The sequence below is a fragment of the Methylobacterium sp. 190mf genome (assembly GCF_900107945.1).
Lineage (GTDB): Bacteria > Pseudomonadota > Alphaproteobacteria > Rhizobiales > Beijerinckiaceae > Methylobacterium.
Genome location: NZ_FNVI01000008.1, coordinates 110612 through 126203 on the forward strand (window position 1 = coordinate 110612; position 15592 = coordinate 126203).

Below are 15592 nucleotides of genomic sequence, written 5' to 3' on the forward strand. Positions count from 1 at the left end.
TCCTGCGTTGGCGCGAATAGACGGGGTCCGACGGTTATCGCGCGGCGAGCCAGCGGGCGAGCGCCGCGCGCTCCTCGGGCTGCATGTCGGTGATGTTGTTCGGCGGCATCGCGTGCGTCAGGACGGCCTGCAGGCGGATGGCCGGCGCGAAGCGCGCGACGTGCTCGGGGCTGTCGAGGAGCACGCCCTTGGGCGGGCTCGTCAGGCCCGGCCACAGGGGCTCGGCGGCGTGGCACATGGCGCAGCGCGTCCCGACCACGGCCATCACGGCGTCGTCGACCGCGGGGCCCTCGAGCGCGCCCGCCCCGGCCGCCGCGAGGCTGATCGCCGGGGCCGGAGCCGGGGCCGCCTCGGCGGCGGTCGACAGGCCGATTTGCTCGCGGGCGCCCGGCGACGAGGCGACGCTGATCGCGACCGCCACCGCCACACAGGCCGTCGCGACGCCCCAGGTCCACCAGCGGTCGCCCCCACCGGCGTTGCGCACGTTGAAGTAGTGGCGGACGACGCCGCCCGCGATCACCACGAGGCCGACGATGGTCCAGCTGTAGGGCGAGGACCACGCCATCGGGTAGTGGCCGGACAGCATGAAGAACAGCACCGGCAGCGTCAGGTAGTTGTTGTGGGACGAGCGGTTCTTCGCCTGCTTGCCCCAGGCGGGGTTCGGGACCCGGCCCGCGACCAGCTCGGCGATCGCCTTGCGCTGGTTGGGCATGATGACGAAGAACACGTTGCCGGTCATCCAGGTCGCGATCACCGCGCCCGTGTGCAGCATCGCGGCCCGGCCGGAGAAGACCTGCTGGAAGCCGTACGCGAAGGCGACGACCGTGAGGAACACGGCGGCCGCGAGCAGCGGCGGCCGGTTGGCCAGGGGCGAGCGGTTGAGCCCGTCATAGATCAGCCAGCCGAGGGCGAGGGCGCCGAGGCCGATGGCCGCCCCGGTCATCGGCGTGATCACGCGGACCGCCGGATCGATCAGGTAGAGGTCGGCCTGACCGTAATAGACCCAGCACAGCAGCGAGAAGCCCGACAGCCAGGTCGCGTAGGATTGCCATTTGTGCCAGATCAGGTGCTCCGGCATCCGGTCGGGCGCGACGAGATACTTGCGCACCTGGTAGAAGCCGCCGCCGTGCACCTCCCAGGCCTCGCCGCCCTTGCCGGTCGGGATTGCCGGAATGGCGCGCAAGCTGGCGTCGAGATGCATGAAGTAGAACGACGCGCCGATCCAGGCGATCGCGGCGACGACGTGGGTCCATCGAATGAGGAACCCGCCCCATTCGTGCAGGATCGGATACATGGGACGGATCCTCCGCGATCTGTCGTGGGGCCGGGTTCGGCCTCGATGTCGGCTCGTGGTTCGGCCCGAGCCGCGACCCCGGGTGTGCCCCGAACCGCGGCCGGCAGCGACCCGCCGCGGCGCCAAGGACCTTCAAAATCGTTCGGAAAATGCCGGGCGCTTTCCGGGTTGTCCGAGCCCCCCGCCCCGTGCTCGTCTCCACCGTCTCCTTCGGCCCGACAGACCTTCGCCCGCCTCGGGCCGCGGGCGCGGGCCTTTCCGTCCGGGAGGACGCCGATGGGCCATCTTTCGACACACGTCCTCGACACGGCCGCCGGCAAGCCGGCGGCCGGGGTCACCGTCGAGCTCCGGCGCCTCGCCGGGGACGGCAGCGGGGACGGCACCGGGGAGACCGTCGCGTCGGCCACGACCAACGGCGACGGACGGACCGACGCCCCCCTGCTCGCGGGCGACGCCCTGACGCCCGGGACCTACGAGCTCGTCTTCGCCGTTGGCGCCTATTTCGCCGGGACGGGTGCCGGCGCCGAGCGGCCGTTCCTCGACCGCGTGCCGGTGCGCTTCTGCGTCTCGGACCCGGACGCCAAGTATCACGTCCCGCTGCTCATCACGCCGTGGAGCTACTCCACCTATCGCGGGAGCTGACACGGGATCGGCCGGCATCGGCCCGGGCGGAGCCTGCCGGAGCGCCGGAACTCAGCTTTCCGACCGCGCCCCGGCGGCGCGACCGGTCGCCTCCCGGGGCGAGTGGCCGAACAGCGCCTTGTAGGCCCGGCTGAACGCCGCCTCCGACTCGTATCCGACGCGCAGGCCGATCTCGCCGACGCGGGCGTCGCCCGCGGCGAGCATGTCCCGCGCGAGGTTCAGGCGCCACTCGTTCTGGTAGCGCAGGGGTGAGCGACCGACGAGCGCGTTGAACCGCTCGCAGAAGCTCGACCGCGACATGCCGGCGACGTCCGACAGGGCCTCCACGCTCCAGCGCTGCAGCGGCCTCTCGTGCATGACCTTGAGGGCGCGGGCGATGCGGGGATCGGCCAGGCCGGCCAGCCACCCCGACGTCCGGCCGAGATGAACCCAGGTCCGCAGCGTGCGGATGACCGCGAGGTCGATGATGCGCGAGATCATCAGGGCCGCGCCGGGTTCGGCGTCGGTCGTCTCGACCAGCAGGAAATGCACGAGGCCGTCGAGCCATCCGGCGCCCTCCTCGCGCCGGATGCAGATCTGCTTCGGCAGGAGCGCGATCATGCTGCGGAGCGTGTAGGGATCGAACCAGAACCGGCAGGCGACGACGTCCGCGCCCTCGGCGGCGACCAACCGCCCGGTTCCGAGGCCGCGGGGCAGGAACAGCAGGTCGCCGGGGCCGACCGCGAGGGACTCGCCGTCGCCTTCGAGGATGAGGGCGCCCGCGATCACCACGAGGACGTGGCCTGCGCCGGCATCCAGATCCAGGCGCTCGCCCGGCGCGACCGGCCGGGACTCGACGCGGTCCCCGGTGAGGCGGATCTGCGCGAGCACGTGGGACAGCAGGTCGCCGGACGCGGCGCTGCGCGGCCCGCCCTCCGGAAGATCGGTCAAGTTTTCCAGCGTTTCCGACATGGCTGGCCCCGGCTCCCGATCCTAAACGTGGGCCCATCGAAGCGCGTATTCGCTCGGCGCGTCCGGATCTACGAAGCTATAAATCGGCATATATCGTGTCCATCTGCCTTGTTCACGAATAGATCCGGTCCGTCGAGCCGCGCTCAGTACACGAAGGAGCCGACGATGAGAACCGACCCGCAGCGCGATCGCGGTCCTGCCTTGCCCTGGCTCACCGCCTACTACTTCGTGCGTGCCGGCGTCGCCGCCGCCTGGGTGGCCGCCGCGCTCGGCCTCGGGAGAGGCATGCCGGCGGTCGCCGCGACGCTCTTGGTCGCCTATCCCGCCTGGGACGCGCTCGCCAACCTGGCCGACGCCCGGCGCAACGGCGGCCTCGCGGGCAGTCCCAGCCAGGCCCTCAACGCGGCGATCAGCGCGGCGACCGCGATCGCGGTCGCGGTCGCGGTCGCCCTCGGACGGGGCCCGAACGCGGTGCTCGCGGTGTTCGGCGCCTGGGCCATCCTCTCGGGACTGCTCCAGCTTCTCACCGGCGCGCGCCGCTGGCGGGCCGGCGCCCAGTGGGCCATGGTCCTGAGCGGCGCGCAATCGGCGCTCGCCGGCGGCTTCTTCATCCGGCAGGCGGCCGGCGCCGCGGTCCCCGGGATCGTGGATGTCGCGCCCTACGCGGCGTTCGGCGCCTTCTACTTCCTCGTCTCCGCGGCCTGGCTGACGGTGACGCGCCTGCGGGACGCGTCGCGGGCGCGCGCCGCCTAGGCGCCGATGCGGCCGGGCGGATCCGACCTCGATCATCGCCCCGGCCCCCGGACATCCGCACCGTCGTCCCCTCCCGACCGCCGTCGGACAGCAGAGGCCATGGTCCATGGGCGCGCGAACGAGCGTGAAGCCGCGGAGGAACGCGGTCGAGGCCTACCTCCACGTCCTGCACGCGCTGATGCTGCGCGACATGCGCACCCGCTTCGGCGCGTCGATGTGGGGCTACGGGGTCGTCGTTCTCTGGCCGTGCGTGCACGTCTTCGTGCTGATCACGATCTACACGGTTCAGAAGCTGCCCGCGCCGCTCGGCGACGACAGGGCCCTGTTCTTCGCGACGGGCGCCGTGCCCGTGCTCGTCTTCCAGTACATCTCGCGCGAAGTCATGAAGTCCGTGATCGTCAACCGGCCGCTGACCTACTACCCGCAGGTCAGGCTGTTCGACCTGGTGTTCTCCCGCGTGCTCGTCGAGATCGTCACCGGCTTCCTGGCCCTGCTGGTCGTGAGCGGTGTCCTGGTCGCGCTCGGCACGAACCCGGTCCCGGCGGACCCGCTGACGGCGGTGGGCGGCTACCTCGCCGCGATCGCGCTCGGGATCGGGATCGGCACGATCAACGTCGCGATCATCGGCTTCTTCCCCGGATGGCTGATCGGCTACGCCCTGTTCAGCATCATCCTCTACGTGTCCAGCGGCGTCCTCTTCCTGCCGAGCTACTTGCCGGAACGGCTGTACTACTGGGCCAAGTTCAATCCGGCCCTGCAGGTCGCGGAATGGATGAGGTCGGCCTACTACCCGGCTGCCGGACTGCAGGTCGACCATCTCTACGTCGTCGTGTTCGGCCTGACCGCGGCGTGTGTCGGCCTGGGCCTGGTCGTGCGCGGCGGCGGCCAGCTGCGAGGCTGAGCGGGGACGCGTCCGATCGGCCCGGGCGCGGAGGACGCGGCTCAGCCCGATCGCGCGTCCGACGACGGCGACGTCGCGCCGCCGCGGTGGGCGATCAGGTCGATCTCGACCAGGGCGTCGTAGGCGAGCCCCGTCGTGCCCACGCAGGTGCGGGCCGGCAGCCGGTCGGGCGGGAAGAAGGATTTGTAGGTGGCGTTGAAGGCGGCGTAGTCGCGCTTGAACTCGGTCAGGAACGCGCGCGCGACGACGACGTTCTCGAGGCCCAGGCCGAGGCCGGCCAGGACCGTCGCGAGATTGGCCATCACGTTCCGGGTCTGCGCCTCGATCCCGTCGGGCAGGACGCCGGGCCCGTCCGGCGTGTCGGGCATCTGACCCGTGACGAAGACGAAGCCGTCGACCTCGACCGCGTGGCTGAAGGGGGCGACCGGCTGCGGCCCTCCGGAGACCATGTGGAACAGCATGGCCGACGAGGCGGACTGGGGTTGCGGCACCGCGATCTCCCTTGCGACGGGCGCGACCCGCCCGATCTCCGTGATCCAGGTCCGCGACCGTAGGGTCACGATCAGGCCGGGGATAGTGTCGGATGCGGCGGTCCGATCCGATCCGCGCCATGCCCGGTGGAGAGGGTCAGAAGAAGCGCCGGATCTCCTCCGCGATCGCGTCGCCGTCCGTCTCCAGGGCGAAGTGCCCGGTGTCGAGGAAGGTGACGCGGGCCTCCGGGATGTCGCGCCGGAACGCCTCGGCTCCGGGCGGGATGAAGAACGCGTCGTTGCGCCCCCAGACGGCGAGGAGCTTCGGGCGGCGGGCGCGGAAGAAGGCCTGGATCAGCGGGTAACGCTCGAGATTGCGCTTGTAGTCGAGCTTGAGCGTGACTTGCCGGTCGGCATTGCCCGGCCGCGCCAGGATGGCCGCGTCGAGCGTGTAGGCCTCGGGCTCGATGCGGGACGGGTCGGGCACACCCTGGACGTAGGCGGCCCTGACGCCGTCGAGGGTCATGCGGGCGCGGATCGCCGCGACGGCGGCCGCGTTCGGCGCGGCCCAGTAGGCCCGCAGCGGCGCCCAGGCCGCGTCGCCGAGCCCGTCGAGATAGGCGTTGCCGTTCTGGGACACGATGCCGGCGACGCGGTCGGGATGGGCGAGCGCCAGATCCCATCCGACCGGCGCCCCGTAATCGAACGTGTAGAGGATGTAGCGGTCGAGGCCGAGCGCGCCGACGAACGCCTCCGTCGTGCGCGACAGCGACGCGAAGTCGTAGACGTAGGCGCGATCCTCCGGGACATGCGTGAACCCGAAGGAGGGCAGGTCTGGCGCGATCAGGCGGAAGCGATCGGCCAGCCTCGGCATGAGGTGCCGGAAGTAGAAGGACGAGTTGGCGAAGCCGTGCAGCAGCAGGATGACCGGGGCGTCGGGGCGACCGGCCTCCCGGTAGAAGACGTCTACGCCGTCGGCCCGGACCGTGCCGTGGCGGACCTCTCCGGCCCGCGCGGGGTGGACCTCCGCCCGCACGGTGCCCGACGCCGCCGCGCCCGTCGCCAGCACGCCGCCGGCGAGCACACGCCGCCGCGTCGCGCGGGCCGGTCCGCGCGCCGTCATCTCGTCTCCGTGCGTGTGTCGCGTCATGGCGCGCCTCATCCTGGCGGGACGGCATGCGTCGGGATCGTCACCGCCGGGTCGGACGGCGCGACCGTCGTGCGGGACGGCGATCGGCCTGGCCGGGCCGCGGCCCGGACGGGCGAACCCGACGGCGCGACCATGATGCAGGGACGCGGCGCGCTCCGGAACAGCGAGTCGTCGCAATTCACCATTCCCTGCCGTGAAACGGTCGACGGCCGCCGCGGCGGCGACCGCGGGCTTCCCGAAGGCCCGAAGCGCCGCCCCGGCGCTAGAGGCCGAGGTTGCGGCCCGGATGCGCGTCGGCGAGCTTGGCCCGGCGGACGTAGCCCCGCATCGTCTTGAGATCCCGGTGGCGGGAATGCGCCATGATCTCCTCGTCGCGCGATCCGCGCCTGTACGCCTCGGTGATGAAGCCCGCGCGGAACCCGTGGGCGGAGATGCGCTCGCGCGGTCCGGCGACGAGGCCGGCTTCCGCCGCGCGCTTCTGAACGATGCGGCCCACCGAGTCCGGATGCAGCCCGTCGTCCATCACGGTGCCGTCCGCCCGGACGGCCCGGAAGACGTAGCCGTCGGCCGGCGCCGCCTGCAGCCAGCGCCGGAGCGCGGCAATCGGACAGGTCGCGGGGCTCCCGCCCGCCAGGACGGTCACGACCGTGCCCTCGCCGTCCTGATCACCTTTCGAATGCGGCAGGAAGACATCGACGGCGCCGTCCCGGAACGCGAGATCTTCGTGGCGGATCCGCGCGACCTCGGAGCGCCGGAACGCGCCGGCGAAGCTCAACAGGAACAGGGCGCGGTCCCGGAGCGCGGCCACCGTCCCTTCGCAGGCGGCGACGATCCGGAGCGTTTCGGGCACGCCGAGCGCGGCGGCCTGCTTCTTCGGCCTGCCGTAGCGCCGGAACATCCCGCGCAGCGCCGCCCGGACGGCCGGATGGGCCGGGATCCACGGCAACCCCTGGAGCTTGTGCGCCTGACCGATCGTGACGAGCCGACGCTCGATCGTCGCGCGCTTGTGGGTCTCGGCCATGGAGGTGAGGTAGCTCGCCACCTGATCTGGACCCGCGGGGAGGGGCGCGAGATCGTGGCCGCCGCACCAGCGCGCGTAGTGCTGCCAGTCGGCGCGGTAGGCCCGACGGGAATTCTCCGAGAGCGCCTCGTCGGCGAAGGCGCGGGCGCGGGCGGCAAGCGTGGCGGGCAGCGTCATGGCTCTCTCCCTCGGTCGCGCCTGAGCGTGACGCTACGTCTGATAAGAAAGGGTTATCAGACGCTGGCCGATGCGGCGCGGCCCGGGCCTCCCCGCTCGCGGAGGAGGGTGGGCTGCGTGCCTCGCGAACGGTCCACGAGCGGACAGGATATCCGCGCTCCGCGGCAGGTCGGGAACGGCGCGCGATCGCGCGGATCTGCGGGCCGGCATCACCCGCCGCGGCGAGTCGGAGCGTCCGGCGGAACCGTGTGATCGGGTCGGGGGTGGCGCCACCTCGCCTCCGCATCCGGGCAGACGGTCCGCCAACGGTCCGAGCCAGCCGCCCGGCCCGCCGGCAGTGCTTCTCCGGTTCGTCCGGATGGTCACCCCCCGGCAGCGTCGCTGCGCCCGGGTCGCGACGTTGGAACACCGCCGCGGGAAGGTGTCCGTGATTGCGGTCACGCGCTCGACGGAAGTTCATCCAGCGGTTGTAAAGCACGCCGCGGAATTTTAATCCCGGACGAGCGCGGTTTTTATTGATCACGCTCTGACGCCGAGCGCGCAACCTCAAATCACTATTGGATATCCCTGGCAAGAAGACCGCGATCTTTAACCTGCATTTAGTTTCGCACCCGCATCTTGGCTCAACGCCTTCCGCATTGAGCAAGCTGCGGAGCTCTCTGCGATCCTGAACACTGGAGGGGATGTCATGGGTCGGTTTCGCAATTTGCGATTGGGCACCAAGATCGCGATACCGGCCGCCCTGCTGCTCGCGACCGCCATCGGCATCGTCTTCTTCGCGCGGTCGGCGATCGACGAGCTCGAGAAGAACACCCAGCAGATCGTCGACGTGGCCGCCGTTCGCGCCGTCACAGCGCTGCAGATGGCGCTGGCCATGAGCAACGCGACGATCTCTGAGAAGAACATCATCATACAGACCGATCCGGCCACGATGGCTGCCGAGCGTCAGCACTTCCAGCGCGAGCGGACGCTCGCCTACGAGGCGATCGACCGCCTCATCGCCCTCGCGGACACCCCGGCTCGGCATTCGGCGAACGCAGCCATCAAGGTCGATATGGGCGCGTATTTCGCGGCGGCCGACCGCGCCATCGCCCTGGGCATGAAGAACGATGCCGAAGGGGCCCGGACGATCTCGGTCGACGAGGGCCGCCCCGCGCGGGCCAAAGTGCTGGAAGGCGTCCAGATGCGGACCGAGACGAACGCCAGGGAGCTCAGAGCCTCCAGGGACCACGCCGTCGCCGTCGCCGAGCAGATCAAGCTGACGCTCACGGTCATCGCCGCGTCGGGCCTTCTCGTCGCATTCGGGATCCTCGGCGGGATCGTGCTGTTCGGGATCAACCGGCCGCTGGCCAGCCTCGTCGGCGTGCTGCAGCGGATGGCCAGGGGCGAGGTCGACGCCGAGATCGAGGAGGCCGCCCGCGGCGACGAGATCGGTGCCGTCGGCAAGGCGGTCGAGGGCATCAAGGCCATGGTGGCGCAGAAGGCCGCCGAGCAGGCCGAGATCCGGCGCATTGCCGACGCGGCGGCGGCCGTCGAACGCAAGCGGACGATGGTCGAGCTCGCCGACGGTTTCGAGCGCGCGGTCGGCGGGATCATCGGCATGGTCTCGTCCTCGGCCACCGAACTCCAGGCCACGGCGCAGACGATGACGGCGACGGCCACCGAGACGGCCAGCCGGTCGACCACCGTGGCGGCCGCGGCCGAGGAAGCCGCCAGCAACGTCAACACGGTCGCCGCCGCCGCCGAGGAACTCGGCTCCTCGGTTCAGGAGATCGGCCGGCAGGTCGACGGCTCCGCCGACATGGCGCGGGTGGCGGTCAACGAGGCCGACCAGACCGGCGCGCTGGTGCAGGAACTGAGCGCGTCGGTCGCGCGCATCGGCGACGTCGTCGGCATGATCTCGACCATCGCGGGACAGACCAACCTGCTCGCCCTGAATGCCACCATCGAGGCGGCCCGCGCGGGTGCCGCCGGCCGCGGCTTCGCGGTCGTGGCAACGGAGGTGAAGGCTCTGGCCGAGCAGACCGCCAAGGCCACCGAGGAGATCACCGGGCAGATCGCCCGGGTTCAGGCCTCCACCGGTCAGGCCGTATCGGCCATCGGGTCGATCACCGTGCGGATCCAGGAGATCAGCCACGTGGCCACCTCGATCGCCGCGGCCGTGGAGCAGCAGGGCGCGGCGACGCAGGAGATCGTCCGCAACGTCAGCCAGGCCGCGATGGGCACCGGCGAAGTGACCAGCAACATCGCCGGCGTGGCCGGCGCGGCCGAGGAGACGGGCGCGGCGGCGAGCCAGGTTCTGGGAGCGGCTTCCGAGCTGTCGCGCCAATCCGAGCATCTCGCTGCCGAGGTGGGGCGCTTCATGGCCACCGTCCGAGCCGCCTGATCCGGGGGCGACCCGCGAGCCCCCGTCCGGCTCATCGCCGGACGGGGCCGTTTCAGGACCGAGATCCGCGAAGGCGGCTCTCGTCCGCCCTGAACCTTCTTCCCGCATCCGGCGTTGAAGACTTTAATCCATGATTGAGGTCCCGATGAAACACCGTACTCTCTTGCGTACTCTCTCGGCCGCTGCGCCGCTGGCGGCCGTCCTCGCCGGGACGGCCTACGCGCAGGCGCCGGCCACCGCGCCGGGCGCGCCGCCGACCTCCTCGGGCGTCGTCACGCCTCAATCGGGCGCGACCGGCGCGCCGGGCGCGGTGACGGGGTCGCCGACCGGGCAAGCCGCCGACACGCGTTCCAACAGCTCCTCAGCCGCGGGCAACGCCAACCAGCCGGAGCGCCCGTCGCCGCAGGGCGGCAGCGGTGGCAGCAGCCGATAGCCGTCGACGATCCGCCGGCACGGCCCCGGTCACGGCCCCGTTGCCGGCGGCCTCTCCCTGAACCGCTCGCGCCGCGCGGCGGCTGCGACACCGGCCATCGCGCTCGGGTCGCGCCGTCGCCGCGCGTCAGGCCTCGTCCTCGGCCGAGCCGGGCCAGGCCGGACCGTGACGCTCCTCGAGTTCGGCTCGGCCGGCTTCGGTGATGCGGTACTCGACGGTCTTCGCGTCCGGATCCGTCCGACCCGTCGCGAGAACCAGTCCCAGGACCTCCATGCGCCGCATGTAGCCGCTGACCTGATAGAAGCGGGCGCCGGTCTGCGCGAGGGTGCGGAGCCGGTAGAGGCTGCCGGGCGGGAGCTTGTACATCGCCCGCCACCGTATCGGTTGTCGGCCCGGACGTCAGTGGGGACAGGTCGGTTCGGCCGGCAGCCCCGCGGAGGCTGGACCGCCGCGCGATGCGCGCGGGTCGTTCACGCGAGGCGGGACGACGCGGCGGATCGGGCCGCGAGCGCCGTCAGGACCGTCCGCCCGTAAGCGGTGGTCGCGAGGCTCGCGCGGAGCTCGCGGTAGAGGTCGTCCCTCCCGAGGCGACAGTCGAGATCGGGGCGCGCCGCGAACCCGTCGAGTTCCTCGAGGATGAGCGCGGCGAAGTCGGCGGGCTCCAGCAGGCCCTCGGCGGCATCGAGGACGCCGTACTCCTCCAGGAATCCGCCACTCAGGGTGATCAGGCCATCCCTGTACCGGATCAGCGCGAAATAGACGCCGAACCGGATCATGGCCCGGTCGCGCCAGCCCGCCTCGGCGATGTAGGTCCTCATCATCACGTCGGTGGAGTAGACCTCGTGCTCCCCGTCGCGCTGGGCGAGGTAGTCGCGGAAGACGTCGTGGGCCGTCGGATCGAGGTGGAGCAGCGCCTGCATGGCCGGTGCCAGCGCACCCTGATCGTCCTCGGGCCCCCAGAGCTGGCGATACAGCTTCCTGGCCTCCACCACCCCCGGCTGGACCGCGAGATAAGTCGTGAGGAGTGCGCGCAGCGCCGGGACCACGGCAACGCGCTCGCGGGCGATGCGCGCGAAGAAGGCCGATTCCGTCATCGCCCGCCCGCCGACCTCGAAGGTCAACGCGAGCACGTCGCCCCGCAGGAGTCCCCCCAGATCCGCTCGGATCCGGCCGGTGAGCGCGTCCAGGGCTTCGGCGATGGCGGCGGCCGAGAACGCCGCGACGGTGACCACCGGTTGCGAGCGCGCCAGGAAGCACCGGACCGCCGACGCGCTCGGGCCTGCCGACGGCCGGGGCCGATAGCCGTCCTCCTCCGGGGTGATCGTCCGGGCGGGCGCCGCGTCGGCGCATCGAGCGCGCGGGATGTAGACGGAGTCGCTGAAGAAGCGGATCTCGACCCGCTCCGCATCCGCCACGTCGGCGAAGGCGGAGACGGCCTTCGCGCCGTCGTAGCGCGCGAAGGAGAAGACGGGCGAGCGCGTGCCGTCCAGGCCGATGCGCTGGAAGTCCGTGGTCCGATCCCAGAAATACCCCGACTTGATCCAGAACGCCCGCTCGTCGGGCTCCCAGGCCACCTCGGTGATCGCGCGCGGAGGCTCGGAGCCGGGCCGCGCGACGAGCGTCGCCGCGCGGGCGACGGGCCCGGTCGTCCAGAGTTCGACGGCCTGTCCGAGGCGGGGAGGGCCGGCGTCCCCCGTATCGGCCGCTGCCTCCGGTGGGCCCCCGCGCGCGGGATCGGAGTGCGGCGTAACGGCGTAGCGGCCGCTGGGGCTGAACCAGTAGGGCTTCACCGCGTCCGGCAGCGGGTCGTAGCGCAGCGTCGCGCCGGCCCGTTCGAGCCGACACAGCCCGTAGGCCGACCCGCCCGGCCCGCACCGGAAGCCGATGAAGGCCAGTCGCCCTCCGGGATCCTCGAACAGGTCGCCGTGAATGGTCAGGATGGTCGGCCCGTCCGGGCGCGGCGGATAGGCCTCCTCGGGCGACAGGGACCCGACAGGGCCATCGGCATGCCAGACGAGTCCGCGCCCGTGCTGCAGGATCTCGAGATCCGACGCCCGCAGGACGACGATGTCGTCGAAGTACTGCTCGTCGTTCTTCGGACCATGGCTCCGATAGACCGCGATCCGGTCGGCATCGCGGGTGACGAACAGCTTGTGATTGAAGGGTCCCTCGCCCGGCAGGCGGCGCCGCACGCGATCCCGGCCCGCCCGCCAGTCGATCAGGCAGAGTTCCCCGTCATCGGACAGGCAGACCAGTCCCGCAGCGCCGACCAGGGCGGCGGCCCGGATCGAGTCCTGCGGAAAAGGCAGGATCATGCGCCACCGCCCGCCGTCTTCGACGGCCGCGACCGTGTTGTATCGCTGCTCAGTGCCGGTGATCGCCAAACGGGGCATGCACGATCCTCGTCAGCGCCGGAAGGTTCGGTCGACGGGCACGCCGCCCTCCGGGGACGCCCGATGGCCGCGGAGAGGGGAGGGCGCTGTGACCCGTATCTCCCCGTGCCTCGCACGGATCGAGGGGCGGGCGGTCGAGCCGGTCCTGCACCGTTGTCGAGATCCTGCCGACGCGTCCCGGACGCTTTCCCAAAGACTTCATCCATCTCGCGCAGCGCGCCGGCAGCATCCGTGCCGTCGGCTCCGGGTCCGGCCGGTGTTGCGCCGGAAGAGCACGGGGCTTGTCCATGTCTAGCGCCCTCGCATGGTACCCCGCGCTGCAGCGAACGTCACGGCGCGGCGATGAGCTAGTCCTCTGGACAGGGCCACCGGCTCCGACGATGCCATCGGACAGGTTTGGGCACCGTGGCTCTGTTCTGCTGGCTGCGGTTCGCATGACAGAGGGAGCGCCACCGTGAGGCAACGCCGGCGCGCAGCCGTACGGCCGCAGGGCGCGTGTGAGAGGAATGAAGACGGGTTCGGCGTATTCCCGGACGCGATCGTGACGGCTCTGGCGCTCCGCGCGATCGACGGCGGCCCCCGGATCGCCCGAGGCACACGCCTTCGACCATGCGGACAAGGGCTGGCGCTCGACCCGGCGTCGACGAAGACGGTCACATGTCGGGCGACGACAGGCCGCCCGACAGCGCCGGGGGCTTCCACGGCCTTCCGGCCTGGCACGCAGCATCATCGAGCACGCGCCACCGGCCGGATACACGCGCGGAACAGAATCCACCCATCATGCAGCAACTCCATGGACGAAGCGTGAGGACATCGAAGGCCATGCGCCGTGAGATCACTTTTCTTACCGTGGCAATTCTAGGGTCTTGTCTTGGAGTCCCTGCGATGGCGCAGGAGATGCGCTGGCAGAAGCGGGAAGGGGACGGTCGCGTCCATCTTGCCTACGAGATTCCGGACAGCGGCGCGCAGGGCCTCGCGCTCACCTGCGACACGCGGGGCGGACAGCTGAGTGTCGACTACTACGACGACAGAGACCGCGCTCGGGACGGCACCCGGGCCGAGGTCGAGTTCGCCTCAGAGGGCGGCACGCTCTCGCTGCCGATGCGGGCGAAACAGCTGGAACTCGACGACCAGATCGTGCTCCAGACCACGACAACGTTGACGCAAGACTGGGTGCGGATCCTGTCCGGCAAGACCCTTCGCGTGACGCTCTCTGGCGACACGCAGCGGATCCCTCTGGCCGGCGCCCGGAGCGGTCTCGCCGCCCTGGTCGCGGGCTGCAGCCGTCCTTCGCGATGACTTCGTGATGACTCGGGGCAGCATATCGTAGTATAAGTGCCGATGATGCAGAATTAATCGCCGCATTCCAGAATTTTTGCTATGCGAATTACATCATCGCAAATCAATTGAGTCGGATTGACCTGACCGGTATTTTGGGCCGAGCTGACTGAGCGACTGACTTGCCGGTCAAGCGATTTGCCATGGCGCTCCGTCCCTCACGATCACGTTGAGGATTGTGAAGGGCGATGTTCGGCCCCGCCTCTGGTCGCCCTCATGCTACTCACCAAATTTATAGTACGACCATCGCCTGACCGCGAGTACCACTCCACCTTCCGGATCGCCGATGCTGCCACGGGCGGTGCAGGTCTGCTTGGTATAGGCTTTGCTGACTTCAGCTACCCCAGCGTGATCGCAGCGCGCCCTCAACAGCGTCTGCGGAGCACGCATTTGACTGAAAGCAAAACTCGGGTGATGTGAAGAAGGGTCCAACTTCCGAGGGCCCCATGCAGACCAAAGAACCCGACTACCTGCCCATCGAAGTTCCCCTGCTCAGGCACGTGATACGCGAGGCCGCTCTAGGAATTTTGTCGCAGGACGGCACCGATATATCCCCTGAACCATCCGTGCGCGTCTGTCAGGCCATACGCTGCGGTTTCGTCGTCACGCACCGGATCGCGGAGCCCGGCACCCTTCGTCGTCGCCAAGGCTTTTGGAACACGCAGACGCTTTGGAACCAGGCTAGCGCATTGCAACAAACGCTCGAGGTCCAAGCCGGTGAGGACCTAATCGTTCTGGGATGGAGAGGCGACGGGCAGATCGTGCACGACCGACTCCATAGGGGGCCCTGGGAGTACCGATTGGTCAACGAAGCGCGTATGTCCCCCATAAACCGTCGAACGGCCCGATTGCCTCACATCATGCCACTGGGCAGAGCTGGTCTATCTTGGCCAGCCGGACGTGTCGCCGATGTCAGAAGCGGACAGCTCCGGAACGAGGTAATTTTCGACGTCCACGGTACGCGGGGATGCGTACGCGACATCGCACCCGCTGGTTCAACAATGTCCGACCTCATTGAACGGATCCGCTCGACTGATGCGATGCACTTATGGCCAAGCCGTTACGAAGGTATAGATCAATTAGATCGAACGAGCTTTACACTACGCGCTCGAAGCCACGTCGCGACCTTGGAGTCACGTCCGGCGGCACCTGTCAAGACCATAAGATACTGGGTCGAAGCTGGCGCAGTAAGACATGCAGCACAATTACTTCTTCGTCTGGATCGAGAAGCAAGTCGACTTTGAAATAGATCTAGATATAAATTACTTTCTTCCGTTTCGTTCAAGAGTGAAAGTGTAGACGGAAGCGCGTTTAAGATGGCGGAATAGGCAGGGAAGGGCGCCTGATGCCCCTCCCAAGATCATTCTGCAACATGGGCTCCGTGCAAAGCATAGCTTTCGCACTTTCGTAGGCACATCGGGCACAAATTTCCGGCCAATTCCACCACATGACCCTGCCTTTGGTCCGGCTCCAAGCATGATGGAAGGACGAATTTCGAATTCGCATAAGATATCTTATGGAACATGACGCATAGGATCGACTGTTTCGGCTAAGATCTATTAACCATCCGATCCCATAGCCTAGGAAGGGCAGAGACCCTTTCATCATGATCATAGTCGGTGATCGGTCAGAGAGCAAAACTTGGTGTCCGCATGTTCTTTGCACCACCCTGCCCTCACGCCA

13 protein-coding genes are annotated in these 15592 nt (G+C 69.5%); 6 read left to right on the forward strand and 7 right to left on the reverse strand.

Annotated features, from left to right (window positions below):
- Positions 1-34: 34 nt before the first annotated feature.
- Complete coding sequence (locus C4T42_RS11520; protein WP_020094529.1) at positions 35-1294, reverse strand: urate hydroxylase PuuD; 1260 nt, start codon at positions 1292-1294, stop codon at positions 35-37.
- A gap of 276 nt (positions 1295-1570) precedes the next feature.
- Between C4T42_RS11520 and uraH the strand changes: the two genes are divergently transcribed.
- On the forward strand, positions 1571-1936 hold the full coding sequence (gene uraH, locus C4T42_RS11525) for a hydroxyisourate hydrolase (RefSeq protein ID WP_020094530.1): 366 nt from the start codon (positions 1571-1573) through the stop codon (positions 1934-1936).
- Positions 1937-1987: 51 nt separating this feature from the next.
- Here the strand turns inward: uraH and C4T42_RS11530 are convergent, their stop codons facing one another.
- Positions 1988-2887, reverse strand: a complete 900-nt coding sequence (locus C4T42_RS11530) for an AraC family transcriptional regulator (protein WP_026605153.1) — start codon at positions 2885-2887, stop codon at positions 1988-1990.
- 165 nt (positions 2888-3052) lie between these two features.
- Between C4T42_RS11530 and C4T42_RS11535 the strand changes: the two genes are divergently transcribed.
- Positions 3053-3640, forward strand: coding sequence for a DUF308 domain-containing protein (locus C4T42_RS11535; protein WP_026605154.1), 588 nt, complete (start codon positions 3053-3055; stop codon positions 3638-3640).
- A gap of 106 nt (positions 3641-3746) precedes the next feature.
- Positions 3747-4541 (forward strand): ABC transporter permease, encoded by a 795-nt coding sequence (locus C4T42_RS11540; RefSeq protein ID WP_020094533.1) that lies wholly within the window; start codon positions 3747-3749, stop codon positions 4539-4541.
- 41 nt (positions 4542-4582) lie between these two features.
- Here the strand turns inward: C4T42_RS11540 and C4T42_RS11545 are convergent, their stop codons facing one another.
- From C4T42_RS11545 to C4T42_RS11555, 3 genes are all read right to left on the reverse strand, one after another.
- Complete coding sequence (locus C4T42_RS11545) at positions 4583-5002, reverse strand: RidA family protein (RefSeq protein WP_103985149.1); 420 nt, start codon at positions 5000-5002, stop codon at positions 4583-4585.
- 166 nt (positions 5003-5168) lie between these two features.
- Positions 5169-6134, reverse strand: a complete 966-nt coding sequence (locus tag C4T42_RS11550; RefSeq protein ID WP_181049160.1) for an alpha/beta hydrolase — start codon at positions 6132-6134, stop codon at positions 5169-5171.
- Positions 6135-6423: 289 nt separating this feature from the next.
- Entirely contained in the window at positions 6424-7359 is a 936-nt protein-coding gene (locus C4T42_RS11555; protein ID WP_103985118.1) for a site-specific integrase, read from the reverse strand.
- Between the two features lie 688 nt (positions 7360-8047).
- On the opposite strand from C4T42_RS11555, the gene C4T42_RS11560 reads away from it, so the two are divergent.
- Together C4T42_RS11560 and C4T42_RS11565 are read left to right on the forward strand one after the other, a co-directional pair.
- Positions 8048-9745 carry a methyl-accepting chemotaxis protein gene (locus C4T42_RS11560; RefSeq protein WP_026605157.1) on the forward strand — a complete coding sequence of 566 codons (1698 nt, stop codon included), beginning with the start codon at positions 8048-8050 and terminating at the stop codon, positions 9743-9745.
- A gap of 145 nt (positions 9746-9890) precedes the next feature.
- The gene (locus C4T42_RS11565) at positions 9891-10178 is read left to right on the forward strand and encodes a hypothetical protein (RefSeq protein WP_049961956.1); all 288 of its coding nucleotides are present in this window, start codon (positions 9891-9893) and stop codon (positions 10176-10178) included.
- A gap of 126 nt (positions 10179-10304) precedes the next feature.
- Here C4T42_RS11565 and C4T42_RS11570 read toward each other — a convergent pair whose 3' ends face one another.
- Positions 10305-10544: a hypothetical protein gene (locus C4T42_RS11570; RefSeq protein WP_020094539.1), complete on the reverse strand. Its 240-nt coding sequence runs from the start codon at positions 10542-10544 to the stop codon at positions 10305-10307.
- 104 nt (positions 10545-10648) lie between these two features.
- Positions 10649-12493, reverse strand: coding sequence for a hypothetical protein (locus C4T42_RS11575; protein WP_103985151.1), 1845 nt, complete (start codon positions 12491-12493; stop codon positions 10649-10651).
- 963 nt (positions 12494-13456) lie between these two features.
- Between C4T42_RS11575 and C4T42_RS11580 the strand changes: the two genes are divergently transcribed.
- On the forward strand, positions 13457-13870 hold the full coding sequence (locus C4T42_RS11580) for a hypothetical protein (protein ID WP_020094541.1): 414 nt from the start codon (positions 13457-13459) through the stop codon (positions 13868-13870).
- The last annotated feature ends 1722 nt before the right edge of the window (positions 13871-15592 follow it).

Coding starts and splice junctions, on each gene's coding strand:
- C4T42_RS11555 (WP_103985118.1), bottom strand. CDS start 7,359: ATGACGCTGCCCGCCACGCTTGCCGCCCGCGCCCGCGCCTTCGCCGAC.
- C4T42_RS11535 (WP_026605154.1), top strand. CDS start 3,053: ATGAGAACCGACCCGCAGCGCGATCGCGGTCCTGCCTTGCCCTGGCTC.
- C4T42_RS11570 (WP_020094539.1), bottom strand. CDS start 10,544: ATGTACAAGCTCCCGCCCGGCAGCCTCTACCGGCTCCGCACCCTCGCG.
- C4T42_RS11540 (WP_020094533.1), top strand. CDS start 3,747: ATGGGCGCGCGAACGAGCGTGAAGCCGCGGAGGAACGCGGTCGAGGCC.
- C4T42_RS11565 (WP_049961956.1), top strand. CDS start 9,891: ATGAAACACCGTACTCTCTTGCGTACTCTCTCGGCCGCTGCGCCGCTG.
- C4T42_RS11520 (WP_020094529.1), bottom strand. CDS start 1,294: ATGTATCCGATCCTGCACGAATGGGGCGGGTTCCTCATTCGATGGACC.
- C4T42_RS11550 (WP_181049160.1), bottom strand. CDS start 6,134: ATGACGGCGCGCGGACCGGCCCGCGCGACGCGGCGGCGTGTGCTCGCC.
- uraH (WP_020094530.1), top strand. CDS start 1,571: ATGGGCCATCTTTCGACACACGTCCTCGACACGGCCGCCGGCAAGCCG.
- C4T42_RS11580 (WP_020094541.1), top strand. CDS start 13,457: ATGGCGCAGGAGATGCGCTGGCAGAAGCGGGAAGGGGACGGTCGCGTC.
- C4T42_RS11530 (WP_026605153.1), bottom strand. CDS start 2,887: ATGTCGGAAACGCTGGAAAACTTGACCGATCTTCCGGAGGGCGGGCCG.
- C4T42_RS11560 (WP_026605157.1), top strand. CDS start 8,048: ATGGGTCGGTTTCGCAATTTGCGATTGGGCACCAAGATCGCGATACCG.
- C4T42_RS11575 (WP_103985151.1), bottom strand. CDS start 12,493: ATGATCCTGCCTTTTCCGCAGGACTCGATCCGGGCCGCCGCCCTGGTC.
- C4T42_RS11545 (WP_103985149.1), bottom strand. CDS start 5,002: ATGCTGTTCCACATGGTCTCCGGAGGGCCGCAGCCGGTCGCCCCCTTC.